Raw genomic sequence first — 26,624 nt, 5'->3', positions numbered from 1 at the left:
AGTGCCATAAAAACATTTTATTAACCACAAAAAAGCACCAAGAACCTCGCGTCCTTAGTGCCAAATTTATACACAAACCTATAAAGCCTTTTACAAACCTTATAGGTTTTTGCAAATTAATTCCAGCCGCCGCCTAACGAGCGGTACAAGCCTACCACAGCATTTAACTGCTCTGTTTTAATCGAAGCTAATTCCAGTTCACTTTGCAATAAATTGCCTTGAGCCGTAATTACCTCCAGGTAGTTCGCCATCCCACTTTTAAACAACAAACTTGCATTTTTCGAAGCCAGCTGTAAAGTCTGTGTTCTTTGTTCAGCAATGCTATATTGTGCTTTTAACTTCTCTACCTTCGTTAACTCATCAGAAACTTCGCCAACCGCGTTCAATACCGACTGACGGAACTGAATTACTGTTTTTTCGCGATCAATCTTAGCCAGTTCTAAATTGCTCTTTAACTGTCCACGTTGAAAAATAGGTTGTGTAATCCCACCCGAAACCAGGCCGAATAAAGATGCCGGTACATTAAACCAGTTGCTTGCTTTAAAAGAGTTCACGCCACCGCTAGCGGTAATCACTAACGAAGGATATAAACTCGCTTTCGCTACGCCAACCTTTGCATTCGCTACCGTTAAAGCCAGTTCTGCACTTTTAATATCCGGTCTGCGGCTTAACATTGCCGAAGGAAAACCTGCGTTTAAATCCTGCGGAATCACCATTTTATCCAAACGGCTCTCCCGGTTGATTGATTTTGGCAAAGTGCCGATCAATACACTTAAAGCATTTTCCTGTAACGTTACATTTTGTTCCAAACGTGGGATCAGCTGTGCCGCATTTAACTGCTGTGCCTGTGCCTGCTGAATGGCTAACGAAGTTACCTGACCTGCATCAAACTGTAAATTGATAATCCTTAACGTACTATCGTTTAGCTTTAAGTTCTTTTTGGCAATTTCTAGTTGCGCATCAAGCATCAGCAGGTTGTAATAACCTTGTGCAACATTGGCAACCAAACGCGTTTGAACGGCTTTACGTGCCTCCTCAGTCTGCAAAAAACTGGCTAAAGCGCCAGCTTTTTGATTACGGATTTTGCCCCAGATATCGGCTTCCCAAAACACACCCAGGTTAGCACTGTAATCTTCGATGTGTGTTGAACCGGTAAACTGGTTCAGGCTTAAACCATTTAAACTGTTATCACTTGGACGGCTGGTACTTGCCGCTACCTGCAATTTCAATTCAGGTAAATAACCCAGTTTTGATTGTTTGAACAATACTTCCGCTGCATCGATATTTTTCAATGCAATTTGCATATCGTAATTTTTAACCAGTGCCGTATCAATTAAATTCTGAACAGTAAGGTCGTTAATAAAACTCTTCAGTGGCATGGTGCCAATACTCGAAGAATCGCGTGGTGTGGTGTTTCTGAATAAACCTGGCACAACATTAGGCAAGGCTGTATCTTTCGAAACCGAACATCCGCTCCAAACCAAAGCAAGGAGCAGGATGGTAACTATATTAAACCGTTTCATAAACTACATGATTATTAACAGGTTCTTCATGGTGTTGAACAACCTCATTTGATGATTTTTTTGATATTTTTTCCTGTAAAGCCTGGAAGATGACAAAAAGTACCGGAATGATGAATAAACCTAAAACTACACCCGATACCATACCGCCTGCCGCACCAATACTGATGGAGTGGTTACCCTGTGCAGATGGACCAGTTGCAATACTCATCGGGAATAAACCGAATACAAAGGCAAGTGAAGTCATAATGATTGGTCTGATCCTTAATCTGGCGGCTTCAATAGCCGAATCAACCAAACTTAGTCCTGCCTTTCGTCGCTGCACTGCAAACTCTACAATCAGGATGGCGTTTTTAGCCAGCAAACCGATTAGCATAATCAGTGCTACCTGTACATAAATGTTGTTTTCGATACCGGTTAAACCCAATACCACAAACACACCGAATATACCTGTAGGGATGGAAAGGATTACCGCCAATGGCAGGATATAACTTTCATACTGTGCCGATAACAAGAAGTACACAAACACTAAACAAAGCAGGAATATCACCGTTGATTGTCCGCCTGAAGAAATCTCCTCACGTGTTTGTCCCGAGAATTCGTATGCATAACCCGTTGGCAATTGTTCTTTAGCCGTTTCTTCAATGGCTTTAATCGCATCACCAGAACTGAAACCTGGTTTAGGGATTGCATTTACCTCGATAGAGTTAAACAGGTTATAACGCGAAGCCGTTTCCGAACCATACACACGGGTTAATTTAACCAGGGTACTGATAGGCACACTTTCGCCTGCTTTGTTTTTCACAAACACACGGTCGATACTGGCAGGGTCGGTTCTGTCGGCAACATCAGCCTGAACCACAACACGGTAGTATTTACCAAAGCGGTTAAAATCTGAGGCCTGTGCCGTACCAAAATAAGTCTGCATGGTTTGTAAGATATCTTTTTTGCTTACGCCTAACTGATCAGCCTTTTCGTCGTTAACATCTAATTGTAACTGCGGATAATCTGCTTTATAAGAAGTAAAAGCATAGGCAATAGCTGGTTTCGCCATTAACTTACCGATGAAGTTATTCGCTACACCACTAAATTTATCCAGTCTGCCGTTGGTTTTATCCTGTAACATCACGTTCATCGCTTCCACATTACTGAAACCCGGAACGGTTGGAAAACTGAATACAAAGAAGGTACCGGCAGATATGGCTGCCATTTTAGCCCTTACGATATTCTGGATTTCATCGATATTTTTAACCGCTCCCCTTTCGTCGTTTGGTTTTAACAATAAGAAAATCTGTCCTGCTGATGGACTGTTAGAAGCCGTTAAGAAGTTATAGCCTGCCAGCGACATCACAAATCTTGCTGATGGCATCGCCCTCAACTCTTTTTCTGCCTGTTCCAACATTTTATTGGTATTGGCCAATGAGGTTCCCGATGGACTCGCAACCGCAATGGCCACAAAACCCTGATCCTCTGTTGGAATAAAGCCAGTTTTTGTCCGGCTTACCAGAAGAATGGTAACCGCAACAACTAATGCCAGTCCTGCCATGCTGATCCATTTATTACGGATAAGCACTTTTAAGCCACCGATATAACGGTTGGTCATGTAATTGAAACCACCGTTAAAGCCCGCATAAAACTTATCTACAAATCCTTTTTTAGGGGCCTTGTGTCCGTGCGCACCCTCAGCATGTTTATTCTTTAAGAATAAGGCCGCCAATGCCGGACTTAAAGTTAAGGCATTAACAGCTGAAATAATGATGGCAATAGCCATGGTTAAAGCGAACTGTTTGTAAAATATACCTGTTGAGCCGGTCATAAAACCAACCGGTAAAAATACCGCCGCCATCACCAGTGTAATGGATATAATGGCCCCGGTAATTTCGCTCATCGCCTGGGTAGTTGCTGCTTTCGGACTAAGTGAAGGATTTTCCTCCATTTTGGCATGCACCGCTTCCACCACCACAATCGCATCATCCACCACAATACCAATGGCCAGTACAAGCGCGAACAGGGTTAAAAGGTTAACAGAGAAACCGAACAACTGCATGAAAAAGAAGGTACCGATAATTGCCACCGGAACCGCAATAGCCGGGATTAAAGTAGACCTGAAATCCTGAAGGAAGATAAATACTACGATAAATACCAGTAAGAACGCCTCGATTAAAGTGTGCTCCACCTGATTGATGGATTCATCAAGATCGGTTTTGGTACGGTAAAACTGATTGTACTTGATACCTGCAGGGAAATCTTTTGATAGTTTCGCCAATAGTTTATCAATGGCAATCTGGATTTCGTTGGCATTTGAGCCTGATAACTGGATCACTCCAATGGTAATACCATCATGTCCGTTTAAACGGTTAACACTACCATAGCTATAAGCACCCAATTCTACACGGGCCACATCTTTTAAACGTAAGATAGAACCATCTGAATTAGAACGGATCGCAATATTTTGATATTCTTCTGGTTTGGTAAGTTTACCTTTATATTTAATAATGTATTCAAAAGCCTCATTACTACGTTCTCCAACCCTACCCGGTGCTGCTTCCAGGTTCTTATCCTGAATGGCAGTGATCACTTCATTAGGGGTAATTTTGTAAGTGGCCAACTGACTTGGATTTAACCAGATACGCATCGAATAATCTTTAATACCACCAAATACACTGGCAGAACCTACACCCGGGATACGTTTAAGTTCGGGAATAATATTGATTTGTGCGTAGTTGTTTACAAAAACAGCATCGTATTTTTTAGGATCTTCAGAGTAAACACCAATAGCACCAATAAAACTGTTTTGCTGTTTAGTGGTGGTGATACCATATTGTACAACCTCTGCAGGCAATTGACTGGTGGCCTGCGAAACACGGTTTTGCACGTTAACAGCTGCCTGATCGGGGTTGGTACCTTGTTGAAAATAAACCGTAATGGCTAAGGTACCATCGTTACTGGCGCTGGAGGTCATGTAAGTCATGTTCTCCACACCATTAATGGCTTCCTCCAATGAAGGGGTTACCGAACGTAAAATCGTTTCGGCATTGGCCCCTGGGTATACAGCAGTTACCAATACCGACGGAGGGGCGATATTTGGAAAGCGCTCTAAGGGCAACTTTGTTAAGCCCAGTATACCAACTATTACCAATAAGATGGAAATAACAGTCGAAAGTACAGGCCTGTCTATAAATTTCTGAAACATGATTGCTTAAACTTTAATGGTTTGTTATTTTTTTGATTTTGCAACAGCTACTTTATCTGCTGCTTTTTGAGGCTGGATTACCATGCCCTCCTGTAATTTATCAATGCCGCTTAACACAATCTGGTCGCCAGCTTTTACCCCGGCATTAACCAGGTAATTTTCGCCCGCTTTACCCACAATGGTAATGGCTTGTTTTTTAACCTTGCTGCTGTCGCCTACGGTAAATACAAATACTTTATCCTGCATTTCTACCGTTGCCGATTGAGGTACCAGGATGGCATCATCATGTTGCAGGCCCAGGCGGATTTTTCCGGTATTACCCGAGCGCAATACACCACTCGCATTAGGAAAACTTGCTCTTAAGGTGATGGCACCCGTGTTTTTATCAAACTGGCCATCAATCATGTCGATTTTACCTTTAATTGGGTAAACAGTGTTGTCAGACAATAAAAGTTCTACTGCAGGTAAATGTTTAATCCTGTCGGCAGGACTTTTACCCGGATAGTTTACATTAAAATTGTTGAAGTCGTTTTCCGCAAGTGCGAAGTAAACGTGTACTTCATGGATATCAGATAACTGCGTTAATGCAATTTGATCAGTTGGCGAAACCAAACTTCCCTGTTTCTTAGGGATACGACCAATATAACCGCTTACCGTAGCCTTAACATTGGTATAACCTAAGTTGATCTGTGCCGAAGCCACACTTGCTTTAGCCTGCTCGGCATTTGCCTGTGCTATTTTATAAGCTGTTTTGGCCGTTTTTAACTGGATATCTGAAACTACCTTATTCTGTACAAGTGGTGTTAACTTATCCACTTCTAACTGCGCATTTAAGATAGCAGCTTCTGCAGCATGTAAACTCGCTTTAGCGTTGTTTAATGCCTCACGGAAAGGGTTTTCATTAATTTTGAATAAGGTTTGGCCAGCTGTTACATAAGCGCCTTCGTTAACCAGCACACTTTGTAAATAACCGCTCACCTGCGGACGGACATCGATATCAACAGCGCCCTGAATAGAGGCCGGATATTCGATATAGGTAGTTTCTGTGCTTGAGTTAATTGCGCTTACAGGCAATACTGGTGGTGGCGGCGCCGCTGCTGATTGATCAGGAGACGACTTACAGCTTACTAAAACTATGGATAGAAGAGAAATTGTTAACATTGAATTAATACCATTAAACCATTTAACGGTGTTAAGTAACGGGTACAAGCGATGTAGAGATTTCATATAATTAAATTTAATTGGATTATAGTGTATAAATAATCTAACAGTGTTAAATTATCGTTTAAAAAAAATATGCTAACTATTAATAGATAATGTAATGCCTTTGATGGCATCTTTTAAAATTTGCTGGTTTAGTTCGTCGGTTGTTCTTCCGTTAGGTCGAACAAGGTTGATGGAAATCAAGCCATGGATGATCGACCAATAAGTGTAATACTTCATGCAGATATCATCTTCAGACACTGGCTTCTTTTCGAATAAAGATTCAATTACATCACCCAACATACCGCCTACATTTTCGGCTTCGGGCATTGAATTTTTAACGGTACAGCAAACCATATCCACGCCATACATCAACTGATAAAATTCTTTGTGGGCAAAGGCGAAGTTCCAGTAGGCAATCCACATGGCTTCCATTTTATCTTCAGGAGATTCGTGTTTATCCCTGGCTTCGCGGATATCTTTGGCCAACATTAAATACCCTCTTCTGGTGAGTTCCAGTAAGATGCCGTCTTTGTTGGAAAAATATTCGTAAATAATTGGTGCAGTATATTCAATCTGGTCGGCAATTTTACGCATACTCAATGCCTGCCAGCCTTCTGTTTGAACAATGTTCAAGGCAGCATCCAGAATTTTTGTTCTGGTTTCATCTTTTAAACGTAGAATTCTTTCTTTACTTCCCATGACTGGAATATTAGGTGTAAATAATCTAACACCGTTAAGCAAATGTAGAACCAATTCCAGAATTCACAATCATTCATTTGTCATAAACATTTTATTACCTAGTTTTACAGCTGATAATCAACGATTAAAGCATTTAAAAGGCTTTTAAAATAAATTAATTTTCTCAAGAACTTATAAAAAATGATTTTCCGCGAAGCAAAAACAACTGACATTGCGCCGATACAAATTGTCAGGCATACCGTTAAAGAGAACATTTTGTCCGATCCTGCTTTAGTAACTGACAAAGATTGCGAAGAATTTATTACCGGGCGAGGCAAAGGTTGGGTTTGTGAGGTAAATGGTGAAGTAGTTGGTTTTTCAATTGTAGATTTAAAGGAGCATAATATATGGGCTTTATTTCTTCGGCCAGAATTTGAAGGCAGAGGTATTGGTAAAGAACTGCACCGGTTAATGATAGATTGGTATTTTGAGCAGACTAAAGCGCCAGTATGGTTGGGCACATCGCCAAATACCCGTGCCGAAGAATTTTATATCAGGCAAGGCTGGAAAAAAGCAGGAATGGTAAATAAGGGGGAAGTGAAATTTGAGATGAGTTATGAGGATTGGAGGAATAGGTAGATTTATTCAAAGTATCGTCATTGCGAGAAGGCTTTTTCAGCCGACGAAGCAATCTCTCTGGCAGGAAAGATTGCTTCGTCGTTCCTCCTCGCAATGACGAACCGACTAAATATGACTTAATGGTAAAAAACTAACCTTTAAACTTCTTCATAAAGTTGCTCACACTTTCTTCTAAATTACCATCGGCAATGGCTTTAACGAAAGCAGTACCGATAATTGCGCCATTGGCATACGAGCAGGCTTTATCGAAAGTCTGTTTATCGCTGATCCCGAAACCGATCATCGTTGGGTTCTTCAGGTTCAGGTTTTTAATCCTGCTGAAATAAGCTTCGGTGGTATCGCCAACTTCGAGGTTTTTACCTGTAGTTGCCGATGAGGATAACAAATAGATAAATCCATTGGTTAAGCCATCAATTTTATGGATACGTTCTTCAGCCGTTTGAGGCGTGATTAAAAACACATTGCTCAGGTTATGTTTTTCAAAGCAATCTTTATAAAATTCCTCATATTCTACCATAGGCAAATCGGGAACGATGCAACCATCTACTCCTACTTCGGCACAAGCTTCACAAAATTTTTCAACACCAAACTGCAAAACAGGGTTTACATACCCCATTAACAAAACAGGGATACTTACTTTTTTCCGCAAGTCTTTCAATTGTTCGAAAAGCAGTTTAAGCGTCATCCCCTGATCCAATGATTGTTTGCTACTGGCCTGGATTACCGGACCATCTGCAACAGGATCGGAATAAGGGAAGCCGATTTCGAGCATATCCGCACCCGATTTCTCCAATGCCTCTGCGATTTGAATAGTATCGCCAGTATTTGGATAACCAGCGGTATAATAAATTGATAATATATTTTTCTTCTCCTGGAAGAGTTGTTTAATTCGATTCATGTTTTTGAGATTGGAGATTCGAGATGTGAGATGTGAGATGTGAGATTTTAGAGCCTAGTAAGCGATCAATTGTCTCAAATCTCATATCTATTGTCTCAAATCTATCTTAAAGATTAAAATATTTTATATAGGTATCTAAATCCTTGTCGCCACGGCCTGAAAGGCAAACCACTACGTTTTCGCCACCTTTAAATTCCATTTTTTCTAAATAAGCTAAGGCATGTGCACTTTCTATGGCCGGAATAATGCCTTCCAGTTGGGTACAAAGCAAACCCGCATCTAAACTTTCTTCATCGGTAATGGAAACATATTCTCCGCGGCCGGTTTTAAACAAATGTGCATGCTGTGGACCAATGCCCGGATAATCCAATCCTGCAGAAACTGAGTGTGGCTCTACGACCTGGCCATCTGGTGTTTGCATCAAAATACTTCTGCTACCGTGTAAAACACCTTCTTTACCCAGATAAGTAGTTGCGGCAGAAAATCCACTCGATACCCCTTTTCCGGCTGCTTCAACGGCAATCAGTTTAACATTTTCGTCATCCATAAAATGGTAGAACATGCCCATGGCGTTACTTCCACCACCTACGCACGCCAAAACATAATCAGGCTGATCGCTACCAGTTTGCTCTAACAATTGTTTTTTGGTTTCTTCGGAGATGATCGATTGAAAAATGGCCACCATATCAGGGTAAGGGTGTGGACCCACTACCGAACCAATAATGTAATGTGTATCAACCGGATTATTGATCCAGTCGCGCATAGCCTCATTAGTAGCATCTTTTAAGGTTTTACTTCCAGAACTAGCGGGAACAACCTTTGCACCCAACATTTTCATACGGGCAACATTCGGTGCCTGGCGCTCGATATCGACCTCGCCCATATAAATTACACATTCGAGGTTACGCAAAGCACAAACCGTAGCAGTAGCTACACCATGCTGACCAGCGCCAGTTTCGGCAATGATTCTTTTTTTACCCAATTTTTCGGCCAATAAAATCTGACCGATGGTATTGTTGATCTTATGTGCACCCGTATGGTTTAAATCTTCCCTTTTTAAGAAAATATTGGCACCAAATCTTTCCGAATACCTTTTGGCAAGATATAATGGCGAAGGACGGCCAACGTAATCTTTCAATAACTGATGAAATTCCTTTTGAAAACCGGCATCATCAATAATCTTTAAATAGTTTTGACGCAATTCTTCTACATTTGGATAAAGCATTTCGGGGATGTATGCACCTCCAAAATCTCCATAATATCCTTTTTCGTTTACTTTGTATTTCATGTTCTTTTCTTTTTCAACCTTGATTGAAACCAAGGGTTATGAATAACAACTATTTATTCACTTCCTGTATAAATTCTTTAATTTTCGCTGCATCCTTCAGGCCTGGTTCGGTTTCGAAACGGCTATTGATATCCAATGCATATAAACGTTCGTCGTTTATTTTTTTGATAGCCGTGCTGTGTTCTAAATCAATTCCACCGCTCAAAAAATAAGGTTTGGTGTAAGTATATTGGTCTAAAACAGACCAATTGAATGTTTTTCCCGACCCACCATGTACTTTCGTCTTTGTATCGAACAGAAAATAATCTGCTGCCTTTAAATAAGGTTGTAAAGTTGAAAAATCAAAATCTTCATCTATTCCAAAAGCTTTGATTACTTCCAGAGTAGGGAAAGTCGATTTTAATGCTTCACAATACTCAGGAGACTCACTTCCATGTAACTGAACAGCTTTTAACTTCAGTAAGTTTACTTTATCTTTTACTTTTTCAAGCTCTTCATTGACGAAAACACCAACGGTTTTAATTTCTGATGGAATGTATTTGATCAATTCGGCAGAAACCTCGCTGATCAACCTGGGCGATTTTTCATAAAAAATAAACCCCAAATAATCTGGATGCAATTCTGCTACCGCAGCAATATTGGCCGCCAAACGCATTCCACAAACTTTTAACTTTAACATGCCAATAAGTTTTTGAAACTGTTTAACGCCTTTTTGCTCATTAAAGATTCTTCTGCTTCATAGAAACAATCGGCAAAAGAAAGTTCAGGTTTGATCGTTTTGATTGCTAATGCTGAATTGCACAACACCACATTGTTCTGCACATCGGTAGCTTCGCCGTTTAACACATCCATAAATATTTTGGCTGACGATTCTACCGTATCGCCACCTTTAATCGCATTTATATCCACTTTTTCAAAGCCCATATCGTCAAGCGTTAAAATCTGCTCACCTTTGTTCGAAAAGGTTTTTACATCACAGGTTAACGAAACCTCATCATAGCCTTCTAAGGCATGCACAATGGTATAACTTTTATCGGTATCCTGATATAAATAAGCATATAAACGAGCCAGTTCTAAACTGAAAACCCCTACCATCTGGTATTTTGGCTGTCCGGGGTTAACCATTGGGCCCAGCATATTGAAAAATGTTTTCACGCCCAGTTCCTTGCGGATCGGGGCTACTATTTTCATCGCTGGATTAAACAAAGGGGCATGCAGGAAACAGATCCCCGCCTTGTCCAGATTGCGTTTTAAAGTGTCTTCATCATTCGTAAAAGTATAACCAAGATATTCCATTACATTGGAAGAGCCACAGCCCGACGAAACGCCATAATTACCATGTTTGGCCACCGGATGACCAGCACCTGCCACTACAAAAGAGGATAAGGTAGAAATGTTGAATGTATCCTTACCGTCGCCACCGGTGCCACAAAGATCTATCAGTTCGTAACCCGATAAATTAACCTTTACACACATATCCAACATCGCATCACGGAAGCCCTGTAACTCCTGCACCGTGATGTTGCGCATGGCGTAAGCAGTAATAAAAGCAGCAATCTGCGAAGAATTAAAAGCTCCTTCCGAAATGGAGATTAAAATGTTCTTTGCTTCTTCCCTGCTAAAACTCTTGTTCTCGAATAAATGGTTTAATATCTTTTTCATGTTTTGTATTCAATCTTGCGCCATAGTTTGTGTCTCCACAAACCATTTATATTTATTCCGGTTCGTGTCTCCACCAACCGTGGCGATGGTTATTGCAATGTTATTTAACCACAGATGAAAAGAATAACCACGGATAAAAATCTGTGTGTATCTGTGTACATCTTTGGTTCATTTTTCATTTATCTCTTTATTTTGCGCCATGGTTTGTGTCTCCACAAACCATTATGTTTATTCCTGTTCGTGGAGACACGAACCAGGGCGTTGGCATTACTTCTACTTTTTAACCACCCCGTCCTGCGGACACCCCTCCATGGGAGGGGAATGCATAAAAAAAAGGATTGCTTTTTGGGCAATCCTCTTCGTTGTGTTTAAAATATTTTAAAATATATAACAATAGAATTTGCCTAACGAATTTCGTTATGCCACCACCAATTGTTATTTAAGTTTTTAATTATCATGTTTGTATAAAGCAAATATTGATATAGTTTTTTAATATTCCAAAATCTTTCTAAAAATATATGGCTTTCTTTAAAAGAAAAGTACAGTTTAATGATGATTTCGGTTTCGGATCCAATCCGGTAACCAAAAATCAGCGTATGCTCAATGCCGATGGCTCAGCAAATATCGAGCGCACCGGATTGCCTTGGTTCAAATTTGATGATACCTACACCCGATTGGTAACCATGAGCTGGACACGGTTTTTCTTTGTGATTCTTCTCGCCTACCTCGTGGTAAATACCATTTTTGCAGTTTTATATAATGTTGTTGGGATTGAAAATTTAGATGGCGCCAAAGGTGTAACCCTCCGCGATCAGTTTTTTGATGCCTTTTTCTTTTCTGCCCAAACCATTTCTACGGTGGGTTATGGCCATATTTCGCCACAGGGCTTTGTTACCAGTGTGCTTGCCGCTTTCGAAAGCATGTTGGGTTTGCTGGCATTTGCTTTGGCTACCGGCTTATTGTATGGCCGCTTCAGTCGCCCTACTTCTAAGGTGAGTTTTAGCAAAAAAATGGTGATCGCTCCTTACGAAAACGGTCATGGCCTGATGTGCCGTTTGGTTAATTTACGCCGTAATCAGCTCATAGAGGTTGAGGTGCAAATGGTGATGTCGTACAATGAAACGGTTGATGGCAAACATGTTAGAAAGTTTTATCCTTTGGCGTTAGAGCGTGATAAAATCGGTATCCTCTCTTTAAACTGGACGCTGGTACACGCCATTACCGAAGATAGTCCTTTTTACGAAAAATCTTTAACCGAGCTCCAGCATGCCGAGGTTGAGGTTTTTGTGATCCTTAAAGCTTTTGACGATACTTTTTCGCAGACGATCCATACCAGAACGAGTTATCAGGATGAGGAGATAGAAATGGATGCTAAGTTTGATAAAATGTATTACCATAACGAAGAAGGCAAAATGGTGATGGATTATAGTAAGCTGGATAAGATCACGCCGACGGTGTAAAGGTTTTCTGTTTTTGAAAAGATTTATTTTTTTGGAAAGCAAGGTTCGGTACTAATCGGTTGCGATAGTCCCGCCATTCGCTGCAATCTTTTTGTGGTGCCGTCATCCTGAGGCACAAAGGATCTGTTTCATAGCTTGCAGACGACAGGACATTTATGGCTACAGCAAACAAAAAGGATTTTCGCTATTGTCGGGTTTAATGAACCCGGGTTAGTGCATTAACAAAGAACCACCCCGCCTTACAGCCCCCCGCCAAAGGAGGGGAATTAAAAACTAATCCAGAGTTGTCAACTTTAATAACAAAGAGGCAAGAAAGTTGACAACTCTTACGAAGATGTTTTTTGTATAAAATCTACAATATCCTTATACAATTGATTGCCGCCAAAAATCATCTGACTAATCATCGGCACATGGCTTTTGCCTTTAATTTCTTTTATTTCTACCGGAACATTATTGGCTTTAAGCTTTTCGTATAACCTTGGTGTTTGTAATTTAATGGCACCATAAGTTTTACTTCCATAAAAAAGCAGATGCGGATTTTTGATGTTATTGACATAATCCAATGGCGAAGCCACTTTCCAAACCGCAGGTTGACCGGTAAAAGTTCTGATGAAATCGAAATAAAAATGATCTTTTTCGGCTGTGGTTAAATATTCCTTCATGTCCAAACCAAAAGGATCATCGAGAATTACACCTTTAATGGGATTTTTAATGCCGATTTTTTTAAAATATTTAGGATCTGCATTGATCAGTTCGCCCAAATGCGCCCCGGCAGAATGTCCCATTACAAAAATCTTTTCCTTACTTGCCGTATAATCGGCTATATGCTCTTGTACCCACTTTACAGCCAAAGCACAATCATCGCCCATTTTTTCGTACTGAACATTTGGCGCTAAGCGGTAATTGATGATGACCGTAACTATACCCTTCCGCGCGAAATTTCTCCCCAACCACCAGTAAGTTTCTTTTTTACCACTGCTCCATGAACCACCGTGAATGAAAATTAATACGGGTTTATTTTTAATGCTGTCGTTTTTGTAAAAAATATTAAGCGTATTGGCTTCGTCGGTATTGCCCGCATAATTTATGTTTTTTACTTTTTTAACCTGTGCAGAAGAAAGTATCGTTTGGAACAAAAGCATTAATAAAACAAGGGATTTGTACATAAAAAAGGTTTATCATCTCAGCTTAAATAAACGAAATTGTTGTGGGTGTGGATTTTTTGCAGAGTATCAAGAAGCGAGTATTTAGTATCAAGACATTATTAACTTCGACTCTTAAACCTTACGCCTTAAACCTTCTACCTTAAGCTTTAATCAGTGGATTTTTCTCTTTGGCGAATAAATCAAATACTTTTTTATCTACAAATGCAGGGAAAAGTTTGTTCATCCAAACAGCTAGTTTACCTTGTCCGGTCATAATGAGCGTACGTTTGCGTTGTTCAATACCATCGGCAATAATGCTGGCCACTTCTTCTGATGACATCATTTTACCTTCATCCATACTGGTTTCGCCATGAGCAGCGCCATCTTTTGAAAGAGCAGTTACGCGGATGTTAGAAGCCGTAAAACCAGGGCAGGCCAAAAGCACGTTTACACCTGTCTTCAATAATTCGGTACGCAAAGATTCCATAAATCCGTTCATCGCAAATTTAGATGCAGAATAACCTGTTCTGCCTGGCAAACCACGGAAACCGGCAATCGATGAAACGCCAACAACCGTGCCTTTGGTTTTCAAAATCTCGGGTAAAGCATATTTGGTGCAGTACACCGTTCCCCAGAAATTTACATCCATCAGGTCTTTAAGTACCGATAAATCCAGATCATTAAATAACGCACGCATTGATAATCCGGCATTGTTCACCAGGATATCAATCTTTTGAAAGGATACTAAAGCTTGTTTGATAATCAGTTCGCAGTCGGCTTCTTTACTTACATCAGCCTGAACTGCCACCGCCCTGATGTCATATTTTTTCTCCAATTCTGCCGTAATTTCGCAAAGGGTAACGTATTGACGGGCAGCTAAGACCAGATTGGCCCCACGTTTTGCAAATTCTTCGGCACAGGCTTTTCCGATTCCGCTTGATGCCCCGGTGATGATGATTACTTTATTTTTTAGGTTCATTTGTAGTAGCAAGTATTTAGTATCAAGTAGGGAGTATTTAGTATCAAGATTGAATACAGCTTTATTGTAATTTGATAAAGATTATTGAGACTATTTCATCATCGCGGTTTCGTAAGGCACGCGGGTAATGATCGATCTGCCCAGTGTAATTTCATCCGTATATTCGAGTTCGCCGCCAAATGCAATTCCGCGGGCAATGGTGGTTACCGGAACATTAAATTCCTTTAGTCTTTTATAAAGGTAGAACAAGGTGGTATCGCCCTCCATATTCGGACTTAAAGCTAAAATTACTTCTTTAATGCCTCCCACAGCCATTCTGGCCACCAATCCATCAATAAACAAATCAGACGGGCCCACACCATCCATAGGGGAAATTAATCCACCCAAAACATGGTAAACGCCAAAATATTGTCCGGTGTTTTCAATCGCCATTACATCGCGGGTATCTTCTACCACACAGATGGTTTCTTTATCGCGTTTTATCGAAGTACAGATTTCGCACACCGTATAATCAGAAATGTTATGGCAGGTGGCGCAATGTTTAATCTGCTGTTTTAATTTGATAAATGTATTGCCAAACTGGTTTACCTCCTCCTGTTCTTTGTTTAAAAGATGTAAAACCAACCGTAAAGCTGTTTTTTGCCCTACACCAGGAAGTTTCGAGAATTCGTTTACCGCATCTTCGAGCAGCTTGGATGAAAAATTCATGGCACAAAAATAGGTAAAATGGTTTGTTAGTTCAATAGTCATTAGCCATTGGTTTATTGGTATGGTTAACTGGTTAATTGTTTACCCTTCGACTACGCTCAGGGGGTTAACTGAAAATTGCATATTGCTTTAGTAGTTCATTAGTCATTCGTTCATTGGTAACTGTCAATTGCCAACTGAAAATTGGTTCATTGATCATTGTATATTAATAATTGGTGACTGATAATTGCATATTGGTTATTGGACTTTTTGACTCCGGACTGCGGACTTCCGACTTCGGACTCAATAACGCTTTCCTACATTTTCCATCCCTTCACCATTAAGAAATTAAGAATATTAAGATCTTCTCGACGGTTGCTATTGATCTTGTATATTGATAATTGGTGATTGATAATTGCATGATGTGACTAAGGACTATAGACTGAAGACTTTGAACTAATCTTCGGACGGCGGACTCCCGACTTCGGACTTAATGTATTGCTTGATTTGATAGTTTTCTTTACATTTATCAGCTTAATACGAAACTATGTCTCCAACCATCCTATTGTGTTTCCTGATCGGTTACTTTTTACTGCTGATCATTATTTCATTTGTAACCTCAAAAAACTCATCCGATAATTCGACCTTCTTTGTTGCCAACCGGAATTCTAAATGGTATTTGGTTGCCTTTGGAATGATCGGCACTGCGCTTTCGGGTGTTACCTTTATATCCGTACCGGGTGAAGTTGGCGCACCCAGTGGAAATCAGTTTCAGTATTTTCAGTTTGTGCTGGGCAACGCAGTTGGCTTTATTATTATTGCTACGGTTTTACTTCCGCTTTACTACCGGATGAACCTTACTTCGATTTATAGCTATATCGAAAGAAGATTGGGCCATTATAGTTATAAAACTGCAGCCTCTATCTTTTTATTGAGCCGAACATTGGGTTCGGCGACAAGATTATATTTGGTAGTAATTGTTTTACAGCGTTTTATATTCGATAATTATGGTATTCCTTTCTGGTTAACCGTATTGATTTCACTGGCATTGATATGGTCGTATACTTTTAAGGGTGGATTAAAAACCATTATTATTACGGATACCTTGCAGACTTTTTTTCTGGTTTTATCGGTTTTTCTAACCATTTATTTCATTTGTAACAGCCTCAATTTTAATATTCCCCAGGCCTTCGAGACTGTCAAAAACAGCAGTTATTCTAAAATATTCTTTTTAGATGATTTCCTGACCAATAAATTCTATTTCAGTAAACAGTTTATCGGCGGTATTTTTGTAACCATTGCCATGACGGGTTTAGACCAGGATCTGATGCAGAAAAACCTGAGCATGGGTACCATCAAGGAAGCACAGAAAAATATGTTTACGTTTACGGGCGTATTTGTGATCCTGAATGTTTTCTTTTTAAGTGTTGGCGCATTATTGTACATTTTCGCTGCAAAAAACGGCATCGATATTCCTTTAGACCATATAACAGGTAAACCAAGAACAGATTTATTATTCCCCGAAATTGCTTTAAACAACCTGGGGGCTATACCGGCTATTATCTTTATGCTGGGTTTAACCGCGGCCACCTTCGCCACTACCGATTCGGCACTAACAGCTTTAACCACCTCGTTCTGTGTCGACTTTTTAGGGATGGATAAAGCAGAAAATGTAAATGCTACAGACGCGGTAAAAAAGCGCCACACCGTACACGTCGCCTTTTCAATTTTGATGTTTTTGGTGATTATTGTTATCAATGCATTTAACAGTTCATCAGTAGTGAGTTTAATTTTCACCATTGCCTCATACACCTACGGACCGCTTTTAGGGCTTTACAGTTTTGGATTATTTGTAAAAAAACGCGGACTTCATGATAAATTAGTGCCGATAGTTTGCTTATTATCACCTTTTTTATGTTACTTGCTTGCGACGAATTCGACCACTTTATTGGGGGGTACGTTTTTAGTGTTGAACTGATTTTAATTAACGGTTTAATCACATTTATAGGCTTGTTGTTCATCAGCAAAAAAACTGATGCGCAAACCAAATTTTAATATTAGAATAACAGTATATGACGAGTGAAGAAAAAATTAGAAGTGCTTTCGAAAACAAAGACTGGCAGGAAATAAAAGTAACCGATTCCTGGCAAATTTTTAAAATCATGGCCGAATTTGTTGATGGCTTTGAAAAACTGGCTAAAATTGGTCCATGTGTCACCATTTACGGATCTGCCCGTACAGCTCAAACGCATAGATATTATCAATTGGCAGAGCAATGCGGTAAATTACTAACCGATCGCGGTTATGGTGTAATTACTGGCGGTGGCCCGGGTATTATGGAGGCAGGTAACAAAGGTGCGCATACCAATGGTGGTAAATCGGTTGGTTTAAATATCGAATTGCCATTTGAGCAGTTCCACAACAAATATATTGATCATAATAAATTACTGGAGTTTGATTATTTCTTTGTGCGTAAAGTGATGTTCATGAAATACAGTCAGGGTTTTGTGGTTTTACCAGGTGGTTTTGGTACCATGGATGAACTTTTCGAGGCTTTAACCTTAATCCAGACCGGAAAAATTGCACGTTTCCCAATTGTATTGGTTGGTGTTGATTATTGGGGTGGATTAATTGACTGGATTAAAGGAACCATGTTGCAGAAGGAACATAATATCCATGAAGAAGATTTAAACCTTTTCAGGCTGGTAGATACCGCAGAAGAAGCTGCAGAGCATATTTTCCGTTTCTACGATAAATACGTACTTAAACCGAATTTCTAGGTTAACTGGTTAATTGTTTAAATCGGTTAACTGAAAATTGCAACTGGTAATTGGTTAATCGGTTAATTGCTTAAACTGGTTAACTGAAAATTGCAAACTGATAATTGCCAACTAAAAAGTGCTTACAAACAATAAGCACTTTTTTTATGTAACAACTTCAACCAACTGGTATCTAAATTAAAACGCATTAATATGTCGAGATTTATCAATTGGAGAAGTAATTGGCTTAGCGGAAACTTTCAGCTTTTTGCAGATGGTGTTCAAAAAGGCATGATCACTTTCGAAACCTGGAGAAGTGATGCAGAAAGCATGTTCGAAGATAAAAACTATTTTTTCTCGAATGTGGGTTTCTGGCAATCACAAACCAATGTAATCGACAGGAAAACCCATGAAGTTGTTGCAATTATTACTTACGATAGCTGGAAATCGAAAGCGGTTATCAGCTTAAAGTCAGGCGAGCAGTACGAATGGAAATCAGCAGGTATATGGAAATCGCAGTTTACAGTAAGCAACTATAAAGACGCACATATTACTTATAGCGCAAGTAGTAACAGTGGCGCAATCTCTTCTGATACGGATAATGAATTATTGATTATTGCAGGCTTGTTTATTAAACAAATTTACAACAAACGCGCTATTATACTTGTTGCATGCATTATGCCCATTATAACGATATCGATTAACCGTCATTAGTAAATAATTAAATCCTTTTGTGAGATGGAACAGGTATTAAATTGGAGAAAAGGTTTATTTGATAGCAATTATCAGGTAATAAATAACGGATATTTAAAATTTTCAATCAATTTTGGATCGTGGAAAAATACGGCAATTGCCACAACGCAGGCCGGCATTTATCTGTTAAAAAGTGAGGGCTTTTCTAAACCGGAAACCAAAATTATCGATAATAAGAATACGGTTTTGGCCGTAATTACTTATGATTGGCTGGGTTTTAAAGCTAGGATTGTATTTGCCTCTGGCGAAACTTTCGATTGGAGTTATCAAAACAGCTGGTTAAGCCGCTGGTCGTTAAACAACCATAAAGATAAGCAGATTCTTTTTAATGCTTCAGCAGGAAGTGGATTGATTCATACTAATGTTGATGATGATATGCTGGTATTGTGTGGCCTTTTTATAAGAGAATACTATTCGCGACTGATTTTCGGCATGATTATTTTTATATTCTGTTTGCTTACTTTTAAAAGCATTTTTTAACTATAAAAAGATCCGTCATCTCGATCCGATAGCTATCGGGTCCGCTCGAAATGACGGTTAGGTTAACCCAATATCTCTTTAATCTTTTCAGTTGGCCTGGCGATTACGGCTTTGTTTCCTGAAATAACAATCGGTCTTTCAATTAAAATGGGATGAGCGATCATTACATCAATCCATTCTTCGTCACTTAGGCTTTTTCCTTTATAATTTTCTGTAAAAATATCTTCGCCTTTACGGATCAACTCCAATGGCTTAATGCCCAGTTTCGAGATAATTTCTTTGAGTTCGGCTTTCCCGGGAGGTGTTTCGAGATAATAAATTACTTCGAAATCTTGTCCGCTTTTTTGGAGTTCTTCTAAAGCACACCGGCTTTTGGTACAGCGGTTATTATGGTAAATCGTAATCATTTAAAAAGAATTTAAAGGCCGCTTACACCACCACTCACCACCAGTTTCATGGCGTCAGCAGCAGTCATGTTTAAATCAGCAACCTTATCTCTTTTTACGATACAAAGCTGGCCGGCAAAAGAATAAGAAAGTGGAAAGTAAACAGCTACTTCGTCAGGCAGATTGAGTTTATGCAGGTCATTCTGTGTTAAAAATCCAATCTTTTTTAAACCGCCTTCCACCTCTACCAGTACCGGGTGATTAAATTTTTTCTCGTCGCCAACAAAAGCTTCCGTTAAATCTTTAATGGATGAATATATGAAGTTAAGTAAGGGCAACCGTTGCATCATCCGCTGAAACCAGTTGTACATTGGTTCGGTTACCAGATTGGTTACGAAAATACCCGCAAGTAAAATGATGGTTAAAACGGTCAGCAAACCTAAACCCGGAATATTGCGACTTTCGCCTGTACGCGGATTTACACCTAAAATATTATTTACATTTAACCAGCTATCAACCGTTGTAACTGCCCAAACCACAATAAAAATACTCACGGCTATGGGCACAACAATTAATAAACCTTTAATCAAATAGTTTAAAATGGCTTTCCCTACTTTGTTCATGGCGCAAAATTAGAAAAAATATGGTTAAATGGTTAGAATTGTTATATTGTTTGATGATCAGGTTAATAACAGGCGTTTTTTCTTTTCCGTTCATTGTCTTTTGACGGTTTGCCAACAATAAAACAATAAAATAATCTAACAATTCTCTTATTCATAAAAATAAACCCTCTTTACCCGTTGCGAGATATTGGTTAAAATTTCATAAGGAATGGTATTGATATCTTTGGCGAGTTGCATAATGGTATGCTCCTGATTAAATACGATGGCTTCGTCGCCGGGTTTTACATCAATACCTGTAACATCCAACATGGTCATGTCCATACAAATTGAACCTATTACAGGCACTAAATGTCCATTCACAAGCATTCTACCTACGCCATTGCCAAAGTACCTCGTGTAGCCATCAGCATAACCAATTTTTACGGTTGCTATTTTTCCACCATTTTGCATCACACCTTTTCTGCTATACCCTACGGTTTCGCCAGGCTCCAGGTTTTTCACCTGGGTTACTGTTGTTTTAAGTACCATTACCGTCTGCAAACCACGGTTATTGGCCAAAGCAGAATCAAAACCATATAAACCAATCCCTAAACGTACCATATCCATCTGGGCTTCGGGCCAGCGTGAAATACCAGAAGTATTGGAAATATGCAACAACGGTTTATAAGCTAGAGTATTAACCAATTGATCAGCAATGCTTTTAAATTTAACAATCTGCTGCCCGGTAAATCCATCATGTTCTGCAGCATCACTAGCTACTAAATGGGAGAAAATACTCTGCACTTTTACCCTTGCCGAATCTTTTAGCAGTGCAGATAAAGCATCCATTTCAGATTGATCAAAACCCAAACGGTGCATGCCGCTATCGATCTTAATGTGGATCGGATAATCGAAGTCATAATCTGACAATGCATTTAAAAAACTATTCAGGATTTCTATACTGTAAATTTCGGGTTCGAGCCTGTGTTTGATAATGGCTTCAAAAGCAGATTCTTCAGGGCTCATCAACATAATGGGCAAAGTAATTCCGGCTTTCCGCAAAGCAATACCTTCATCGGCATAAGCAACCGCCAAATAATCTACCTTATGAAACTGCAATAAATTGGCGATTTCAAAACTTCCGCTTCCATACGAGAAAGCCTTCACCATGGCCATGATTTTAACGCCAGGCTTGATTTTAGAGCGGTAGAACTGCAGGTTACCAACCATGGCATTCAGGTCTATCTCTAAAACCGTATCGTGTATTTTTTGGGTAAGCAGTTTACTGATTCGTCCAAATTCAAAGCGCCTGGCTCCTTTTACCAATATGGTTTCGTGGTTAAACTGTAAACCAGGAAAAGCATCTACAAAAGCATTGGTATCATCAAAAAATTGGGTTTCGAACTTAAAAAGATCGGCATAACGCGAAATATGTGTTCCGATACCGATCAACCTGTTTACCTTTTTTTGAGCAAGTAATTCAGCAATCTCAGTATATAAATCAAGATCGTCTCTTCCGGTTTCGAATAATTCCGAAAGAATAACCGTTTTTTTGGGATGCTGATTTTGTTGGTTTAAAAAGTCGAGTGCAATGGCTAAAGACGAAATATCCGCACTATATGAATCATCAATAATAGAACATTGATTGATGCCGTTTTTCAGTTCCAGGCGCATGCTTACATGGCTCAGTTTTTCTAAACGCAGATCGGCCTGCTCAGGAGTATAACCTAAAGCCAGTAAAGTTGCCCAGCAGATCATGCCATTTTCTATCGAGGCTTTATCTTTAAAAGGCAACATGCACTCTATTTCGGTATCCTGATAAATGGCCCTTAAGTAGCAATTCCCTTCAATGGGTTCAACAGTGGTAATCTGCAAGTCTGCAACCTGCTTGCTGCTCCAGCTAAACTTTTTCTTCCCGGGTAAATCTTTTGCACTTACCTCGGTTACATATTCGGGCGCATAGATGAATAAATCCGAATCTTTAAAAAGTTTCAGCTTCTCTGTGAGTTTTTCTTTTTTAGAGCTAAATCCTTCCGCATGTGCTTCGCCAATATTGGTTAAAATCCCTATTTCAGGCTGGATAATCTCCGCCAGGCGCTGCATTTCATTCACAGCAGAAATCCCGGCTTCGAAAATCCCAAGCGTATCATCAGCCTCAATCTGCCAAACCGAAAGCGGTACCCCAATCTGCGAATTATAACTTTTGGGGCTTTTAACGATATTGAAATCAGCTGCCAAAAGCTGATACAACCACTCTTTTACAATGGTTTTCCCATTACTTCCTGTAATGCCTATGGTTTTAAACTGAAACTGGTTTCTATGGTAAATACTGAGTTGTTGTAAGGCGGCCAAAGCGTCATCAGCCAGTAAAAAATTACAATCCGGGTATTGATGAACATATTTAGCTTCGGTAATCACGAAATTACGGATATCCTTGCTGTAAGCATCTTTTATAAATTCGTGTCCATCGCGGTGCGAAGACAAAGCAAAAAATATAGAGTTTTCTGGCACCAAAACCGAACGGCTATCAATTACCAGGTATTGAATAACAACCTCTCCATCAACTAATTTGGTATCAGCATTTAAAATTTCGGCTATTTTGGCTAAGGTATATATTGGGTTTTGCATGCTATTATATTCAGAAAAATACGGTAATCGCTTTTATTTTTACGAATTTCAGTAATTAATTATGAAAAGCGGTAAACAAGAGGCAGTATTATTAGATAAAAAACAAGCTTTGGCAAAAGCCGAAAATTTTTGCGTTTATCAGGAACGCTCGCAAAAAGAAGTACGGTACAAATTGGTAGAATGGGGCATGCGGGGGGATGAACTGGAAGAAATTATTACCGACCTGATCATCAACAATTTTTTGAATGAAGAAAGGTTTGCCAAAAGTTATGCATCGGGCAAATTCAACATTAAACACTGGGGCCGCGTTAAAATTAAACAGGGCTTAAAATTGAAAGGTGTGCCCGATAAAATTTTACAAAAAGCAATTTACAGCATCGACGATGACGATTATTTGCAGACGATAGAAAAATTAGCGGTTAAAAAAGCGGAAAGTCTGGGTGAAAATGATCCGTTCAAAAGAAAAAACAAGCTGATGAGCTACCTTCAGGCAAAAGGTTTTGAAACTGAATTAATTTTACTTGTACTGAAAGCCAGCAATTTAAAATAAATATTAAATTTTTAATAAGAAATCTCTTGACAGAAATATAAATCTGCCTATATTTGCATCACCAAAACGAAACAACAACATCAGTTTTGTTCATGCGAAAGTAGCTCAGTTGGTAGAGCACGACCTTGCCAAGGTCGGGGTCGCGAGTTCGAATCTCGTCTTTCGCTCCAAAATGCCTTCCTACCAGAAGGCATTTATTTTAAAGTTAACCAAGCCGATGGAGATCGGCAGCGGCTAATGCTCGGGTGGTGGAACTGGTAGACACGCAGGACTTAAAATCCTGTGCTTTCAAAGGCGTGCGGGTTCGATTCCCGCCCCGAGTACAACAAAAAAATCGAACGAAAAGCCTGATATTAAAATATCGGGCTTTTTAGTTTTATACCGGTTCGACTCCGGCTCCGGGTACAAAGGAATCAAACTCTCTCCTTCTTAAATTTCACGCTTAACCAGACATAAAATATGAGTTACATTGTATAATGCTATATTTTTCTCGGACTTTAATATATATTTGAGTAAGCAGTGAGGCTACAACAGCCGCCACCTAAACAGGGTAAAATAAAGCACAATGGCAAACAGAAATTTCAGCCCTTTCCCGATTTTGACAACTGAAAGGCTCACGCTTAGGCAATTATCAACTGATGACGAGCAAAACATTTTTGCTTTGCGTTCTGACCCAGCCATAAATAAATATCTTGGCAGAGCACCTAGCAAAACAATTGAAGATGCTACAAACTTCATCAACCAGATTAATGATAATATTCAAAAAAACAATTCCATTTATTGGATAATTACGCTAACGGAAACCAAAACCTTTGCTGGAACAATTTGTCTTTTTGACTTTTCGGACGAAAAAAACAGTTGCGAAATTGGGTATGAACTTATGACAAAATTCCAAAACCAGGGAATAATGAAAGAAGCATTAGAGGAGGTGATTGCTTATGCTTTTAACACATTACAGTTTCAAAAAATAGCAGCATTTACACACCAGGAAAATCAACAGTCAAGCAAATTATTAAAGAAATTTAACTTTACCCAATCTTTGGAAACAAACGAAGAAAATCCTGATTATAATATTTTCACATTGAATACTATAAATTGAAAATTTGGCACATCTTGCTGTAGTTATGCCCGTCACTTTAAACTTTTAATTGAAAACAAGGAAACATTTTAAAACGACGGATTAAAACGCGATAAATTCCTGCATCTAAAAAAAAATTGAATCTTCGAGTGCAGCATAATGTTTATTGATGCCTTTTGCTATCGTTGTATTGCCAAAGCACATTGATAATCTTCCAGGAACCATTTAACTTAACGATATGCACATAGTCAATCCATTCGTCTGCGATCAGCTTAACTGAAGCGGTTTTGTCCGAAACATCCAGAAATTTAACTTCCTTTTTAGGAACTGCAGGAAATTTGTCGTTTTTCAAATTGTAACTTTCGGCTAAGATCACCATTGATTCAGTGGATGTTTCCCTGACATAATCTTTGCCAGTTGCCTTATCCTTCCAAAAAGTACGTTTCACCATTCTGGGATGTAGCGCCTGTTCCATTTGTTTAGGGTTCGGCTTATGCTGCGACTCAATGTAGTTAAGTACTGCCTGTTTAATTTCTAAACTGTCCTGCTTCGTTTGGCCGAAACACTTTACACCCATTATTAATAGGGAGAAAAAAATGATATTATATTTCATAACTATGCTTTTTAGCCTTTAATTTTTGATTTTATTACTAGTTATTCCGGCAACAGATTTCATCTCTAAGCCAGCTTTTTCCGCAGCCACTTGCGCACGGGTTCATCATACCATTTCAATGCAGCATAAGCTAACATAATCCCACCTATTAAAATGAGTAATGCATAAGGCCATACCTCTGCGATGGTTACGCCTTTATGGTTGCTGATCCAGGCGACGTAAAAATACACCAATGGATAATGCACCAGATAAAGCGGATAAGATATATCACCTAAAAATTTGCATATCCTGCTCTCTCTTTGACTTTGAATCACGCCACTGGCACCAAGGTAAACAATAAGCGGGAAAACGATGATGATGCAAACAGATTCGTAGAGCCCGTTCATCCAAAGATGTTCGGCACCACCAATGCGTGGCATATAAAGTACGATTGCGACCAAAAGGCTGCACCATAAAAAGGCATTTTTAATTTGGGTGGGTTTTGCTATACGTGAAAGCAACAGGCCAGCAAAAAATGGGTACATGGTACGGGTAATCCCAATACGCACCTGTTCTACATTCAATGTCCAGCCGCCACTAACATCACCGTTTGTAATGGCTAAATGTGTGAGTGCTACAGCAGCAATAACGACCAATATACCCAATGCAGTTTTAGAAAATTTTCTGATCCAGATGGCGTAAAGAATATTGGCGATGTACTCAAAAAACAACGACCATCCTACGCTATTGAGGGGGTGCATCTCTTCCCAGCCACGTATATCGAGCGATAATGGCACTGGGAGGATCGTGTAACCGATGAGCATAACCAGTAACATCTTCCAAAGAGGAATGGTATGAATAAGCGGCCATAGAGTAGAATCAGTAAAATAAAATCCGAGGGCGCCAAGTGTCATTCCTAAAATCACCATGGGCTGAAGACGAACGATACGGCGTTTAAAGAAATTACCGACCGTCATTTTAGACCACCTGTCGTCGTAGGCGTAGCCCATTACGAAGCCCGATAATAAAAAGAAAAAGTCTACAGCTAAATAACCGTGATTGACCAAAATATCTAGGTGTCCGGTTCCTAATGGCTCGGTAAGATGAAAAGTTACCACAATTATGGCTGCGATACCGCGAAGGCCGTCTAATATGGGATAGTGTGGCTTGGTGGCCAGCGCATTATTCAGGTTAGTACTCATCTAATCGGTTATAAAAATTGCAATTTGTAAAAAATAGCTAATATTTCCCGACTGAATTTTAATTCTGAGCTGACAAAACCTGAAAATTTACCTCCCCTATCTGATAAAATAACGAAATAACAGACCGAAATAATTGGGCGATTAATCACCTGATCCACTCAACAATCAAACAATTACCACTAGAACTACATTTAATTTAAATTTATCTTCCTCATTTTTAACCACTAATACATTCACCT

23 protein-coding genes, 2 tRNA genes and 1 pseudogene are annotated in these 26,624 nt (G+C 39.4%); 10 read left to right on the top strand and 16 right to left on the bottom strand.

The features are described 5' to 3' along the window. Positions 1-116: 116 nt before the first annotated feature. The 4 genes from H9L23_RS05980 to H9L23_RS05965 form a co-directional block, all read right to left on the bottom strand. Positions 117-1,523: a TolC family protein gene (locus H9L23_RS05980; RefSeq protein ID WP_187594106.1), complete on the bottom strand. Its 1,407-nt coding sequence runs from the start codon at positions 1,521-1,523 to the stop codon at positions 117-119. After that, positions 1,510-4,713, bottom strand: a complete 3,204-nt coding sequence (locus tag H9L23_RS05975; RefSeq protein ID WP_187594105.1) for an efflux RND transporter permease subunit — start codon at positions 4,711-4,713, stop codon at positions 1,510-1,512. The genes H9L23_RS05980 and H9L23_RS05975 overlap by 14 nt, the downstream gene beginning before the upstream one ends. A gap of 24 nt (positions 4,714-4,737) precedes the next feature. Further along, complete coding sequence (locus H9L23_RS05970; protein WP_246474862.1) at positions 4,738-5,874, bottom strand: efflux RND transporter periplasmic adaptor subunit; 1,137 nt, start codon at positions 5,872-5,874, stop codon at positions 4,738-4,740. A 138-nt stretch (positions 5,875-6,012) separates the two neighbouring features. Beyond that, entirely contained in the window at positions 6,013-6,618 is a 606-nt protein-coding gene (locus H9L23_RS05965) for a TetR/AcrR family transcriptional regulator (RefSeq protein ID WP_187594103.1), read from the bottom strand. A 180-nt stretch (positions 6,619-6,798) separates the two neighbouring features. On the opposite strand from H9L23_RS05965, the gene H9L23_RS05960 reads away from it, so the two are divergent. After that, positions 6,799-7,236 carry a GNAT family N-acetyltransferase gene (locus H9L23_RS05960; protein WP_187594102.1) on the top strand — a complete coding sequence of 146 codons (438 nt, stop codon included), beginning with the start codon at positions 6,799-6,801 and terminating at the stop codon, positions 7,234-7,236. Positions 7,237-7,366: 130 nt separating this feature from the next. On the opposite strand, the gene trpA is transcribed toward H9L23_RS05960, so the two are convergent. From trpA to trpD, 4 genes are all read right to left on the bottom strand, one after another. Further along, the gene (trpA, locus tag H9L23_RS05955) at positions 7,367-8,134 is read right to left on the bottom strand and encodes a tryptophan synthase subunit alpha (RefSeq protein WP_187594101.1); all 768 of its coding nucleotides are present in this window, start codon (positions 8,132-8,134) and stop codon (positions 7,367-7,369) included. 106 nt (positions 8,135-8,240) lie between these two features. After that, positions 8,241-9,422: a tryptophan synthase subunit beta gene (trpB, locus tag H9L23_RS05950; RefSeq protein WP_187594100.1), complete on the bottom strand. Its 1,182-nt coding sequence runs from the start codon at positions 9,420-9,422 to the stop codon at positions 8,241-8,243. 49 nt (positions 9,423-9,471) lie between these two features. Then, positions 9,472-10,101 carry a phosphoribosylanthranilate isomerase gene (locus H9L23_RS05945; RefSeq protein ID WP_246474861.1) on the bottom strand — a complete coding sequence of 210 codons (630 nt, stop codon included), beginning with the start codon at positions 10,099-10,101 and terminating at the stop codon, positions 9,472-9,474. Continuing rightward, positions 10,095-11,084, bottom strand: a complete 990-nt coding sequence (trpD, locus tag H9L23_RS05940; protein ID WP_187594099.1) for an anthranilate phosphoribosyltransferase — start codon at positions 11,082-11,084, stop codon at positions 10,095-10,097. Before trpD ends, H9L23_RS05945 begins: the two co-directional genes overlap by 7 nt. Positions 11,085-11,602: 518 nt before the next feature. Between trpD and H9L23_RS05935 the strand changes: the two genes are divergently transcribed. Next, complete coding sequence (locus H9L23_RS05935) at positions 11,603-12,544, top strand: ion channel (RefSeq protein WP_187594098.1); 942 nt, start codon at positions 11,603-11,605, stop codon at positions 12,542-12,544. 326 nt (positions 12,545-12,870) lie between these two features. Here H9L23_RS05935 and H9L23_RS05930 read toward each other — a convergent pair whose 3' ends face one another. The 3 genes from H9L23_RS05930 to recR form a co-directional block, all read right to left on the bottom strand. Beyond that, positions 12,871-13,710, bottom strand: a complete 840-nt coding sequence (locus H9L23_RS05930) for an alpha/beta hydrolase (protein WP_187594097.1) — start codon at positions 13,708-13,710, stop codon at positions 12,871-12,873. Positions 13,711-13,849: 139 nt separating this feature from the next. After that, on the bottom strand, positions 13,850-14,668 hold the full coding sequence (locus H9L23_RS05925; RefSeq protein ID WP_187594096.1) for an SDR family oxidoreductase: 819 nt from the start codon (positions 14,666-14,668) through the stop codon (positions 13,850-13,852). 90 nt (positions 14,669-14,758) lie between these two features. Continuing rightward, positions 14,759-15,376, bottom strand: a complete 618-nt coding sequence (gene recR, locus H9L23_RS05920; protein ID WP_187595413.1) for a recombination mediator RecR — start codon at positions 15,374-15,376, stop codon at positions 14,759-14,761. 526 nt (positions 15,377-15,902) lie between these two features. Between recR and H9L23_RS05915 the strand changes: the two are divergent. The 4 genes and pseudogenes from H9L23_RS05915 (at position 15,903) to H9L23_RS05900 (ending at position 19,347) form a co-directional block, all read left to right on the top strand. Further along, a pseudogene (locus H9L23_RS05915) lies at positions 15,903-17,410 on the top strand (sodium:solute symporter). 17 nt (positions 17,411-17,427) lie between these two features. Continuing rightward, entirely contained in the window at positions 17,428-18,135 is a 708-nt protein-coding gene (locus H9L23_RS05910; RefSeq protein ID WP_029278019.1) for an LOG family protein, read from the top strand. Positions 18,136-18,327: 192 nt separating this feature from the next. Beyond that, positions 18,328-18,828 (top strand): hypothetical protein, encoded by a 501-nt coding sequence (locus H9L23_RS05905; protein WP_187594095.1) that lies wholly within the window; start codon positions 18,328-18,330, stop codon positions 18,826-18,828. Between the two features lie 24 nt (positions 18,829-18,852). Next, positions 18,853-19,347, top strand: coding sequence for a hypothetical protein (locus H9L23_RS05900; protein ID WP_187594094.1), 495 nt, complete (start codon positions 18,853-18,855; stop codon positions 19,345-19,347). 62 nt (positions 19,348-19,409) lie between these two features. Here the strand turns inward: H9L23_RS05900 and arsC are convergent, their stop codons facing one another. The 3 genes from arsC to H9L23_RS05885 all read right to left on the bottom strand — a co-directional run bounded on the left by arsC (position 19,410) and on the right by H9L23_RS05885 (position 22,963). Further along, entirely contained in the window at positions 19,410-19,754 is a 345-nt protein-coding gene (gene arsC, locus H9L23_RS05895) for an arsenate reductase (glutaredoxin) (RefSeq protein ID WP_187594093.1), read from the bottom strand. Between the two features lie 11 nt (positions 19,755-19,765). Further along, entirely contained in the window at positions 19,766-20,356 is a 591-nt protein-coding gene (locus tag H9L23_RS05890) for a DUF502 domain-containing protein (protein WP_187594092.1), read from the bottom strand. A 147-nt stretch (positions 20,357-20,503) separates the two neighbouring features. Continuing rightward, positions 20,504-22,963 carry a bifunctional UDP-N-acetylmuramoyl-tripeptide:D-alanyl-D-alanine ligase/alanine racemase gene (locus H9L23_RS05885; RefSeq protein ID WP_187594091.1) on the bottom strand — a complete coding sequence of 820 codons (2,460 nt, stop codon included), beginning with the start codon at positions 22,961-22,963 and terminating at the stop codon, positions 20,504-20,506. 61 nt (positions 22,964-23,024) lie between these two features. Between H9L23_RS05885 and H9L23_RS05880 the strand changes: the two genes are divergently transcribed. The 4 genes from H9L23_RS05880 (at position 23,025) to H9L23_RS05865 (ending at position 24,612) form a co-directional block, all read left to right on the top strand. Continuing rightward, positions 23,025-23,513, top strand: coding sequence for a regulatory protein RecX (locus tag H9L23_RS05880; protein WP_187594090.1), 489 nt, complete (start codon positions 23,025-23,027; stop codon positions 23,511-23,513). Between the two features lie 94 nt (positions 23,514-23,607). Then, positions 23,608-23,683: transfer RNA gene (locus H9L23_RS05875), tRNA-Gly, on the top strand. Positions 23,684-23,752: 69 nt separating this feature from the next. Beyond that, positions 23,753-23,836 (top strand) — tRNA-Leu (locus H9L23_RS05870). 242 nt (positions 23,837-24,078) lie between these two features. Then, positions 24,079-24,612: a GNAT family N-acetyltransferase gene (locus H9L23_RS05865; protein ID WP_187594089.1), complete on the top strand. Its 534-nt coding sequence runs from the start codon at positions 24,079-24,081 to the stop codon at positions 24,610-24,612. Positions 24,613-24,754: 142 nt separating this feature from the next. Here H9L23_RS05865 and H9L23_RS05860 read toward each other — a convergent pair whose 3' ends face one another. Continuing rightward, complete coding sequence (locus H9L23_RS05860; RefSeq protein WP_187594088.1) at positions 24,755-25,204, bottom strand: nuclear transport factor 2 family protein; 450 nt, start codon at positions 25,202-25,204, stop codon at positions 24,755-24,757. Between the two features lie 65 nt (positions 25,205-25,269). Beyond that, on the bottom strand, positions 25,270-26,385 hold the full coding sequence (locus H9L23_RS05855) for an acyltransferase family protein (RefSeq protein WP_187594087.1): 1,116 nt from the start codon (positions 26,383-26,385) through the stop codon (positions 25,270-25,272). Positions 26,386-26,624 lie beyond the last annotated feature (239 nt).

It is taken from the genome of Pedobacter roseus (assembly GCF_014395225.1).
Taxonomy (GTDB): Bacteria; Bacteroidota; Bacteroidia; order Sphingobacteriales; family Sphingobacteriaceae; genus Pedobacter; species Pedobacter roseus.
The sequence above is the reverse complement of the archived record's forward strand: the minus strand, read 5'-3'. Positions and strand labels throughout refer to the sequence as shown.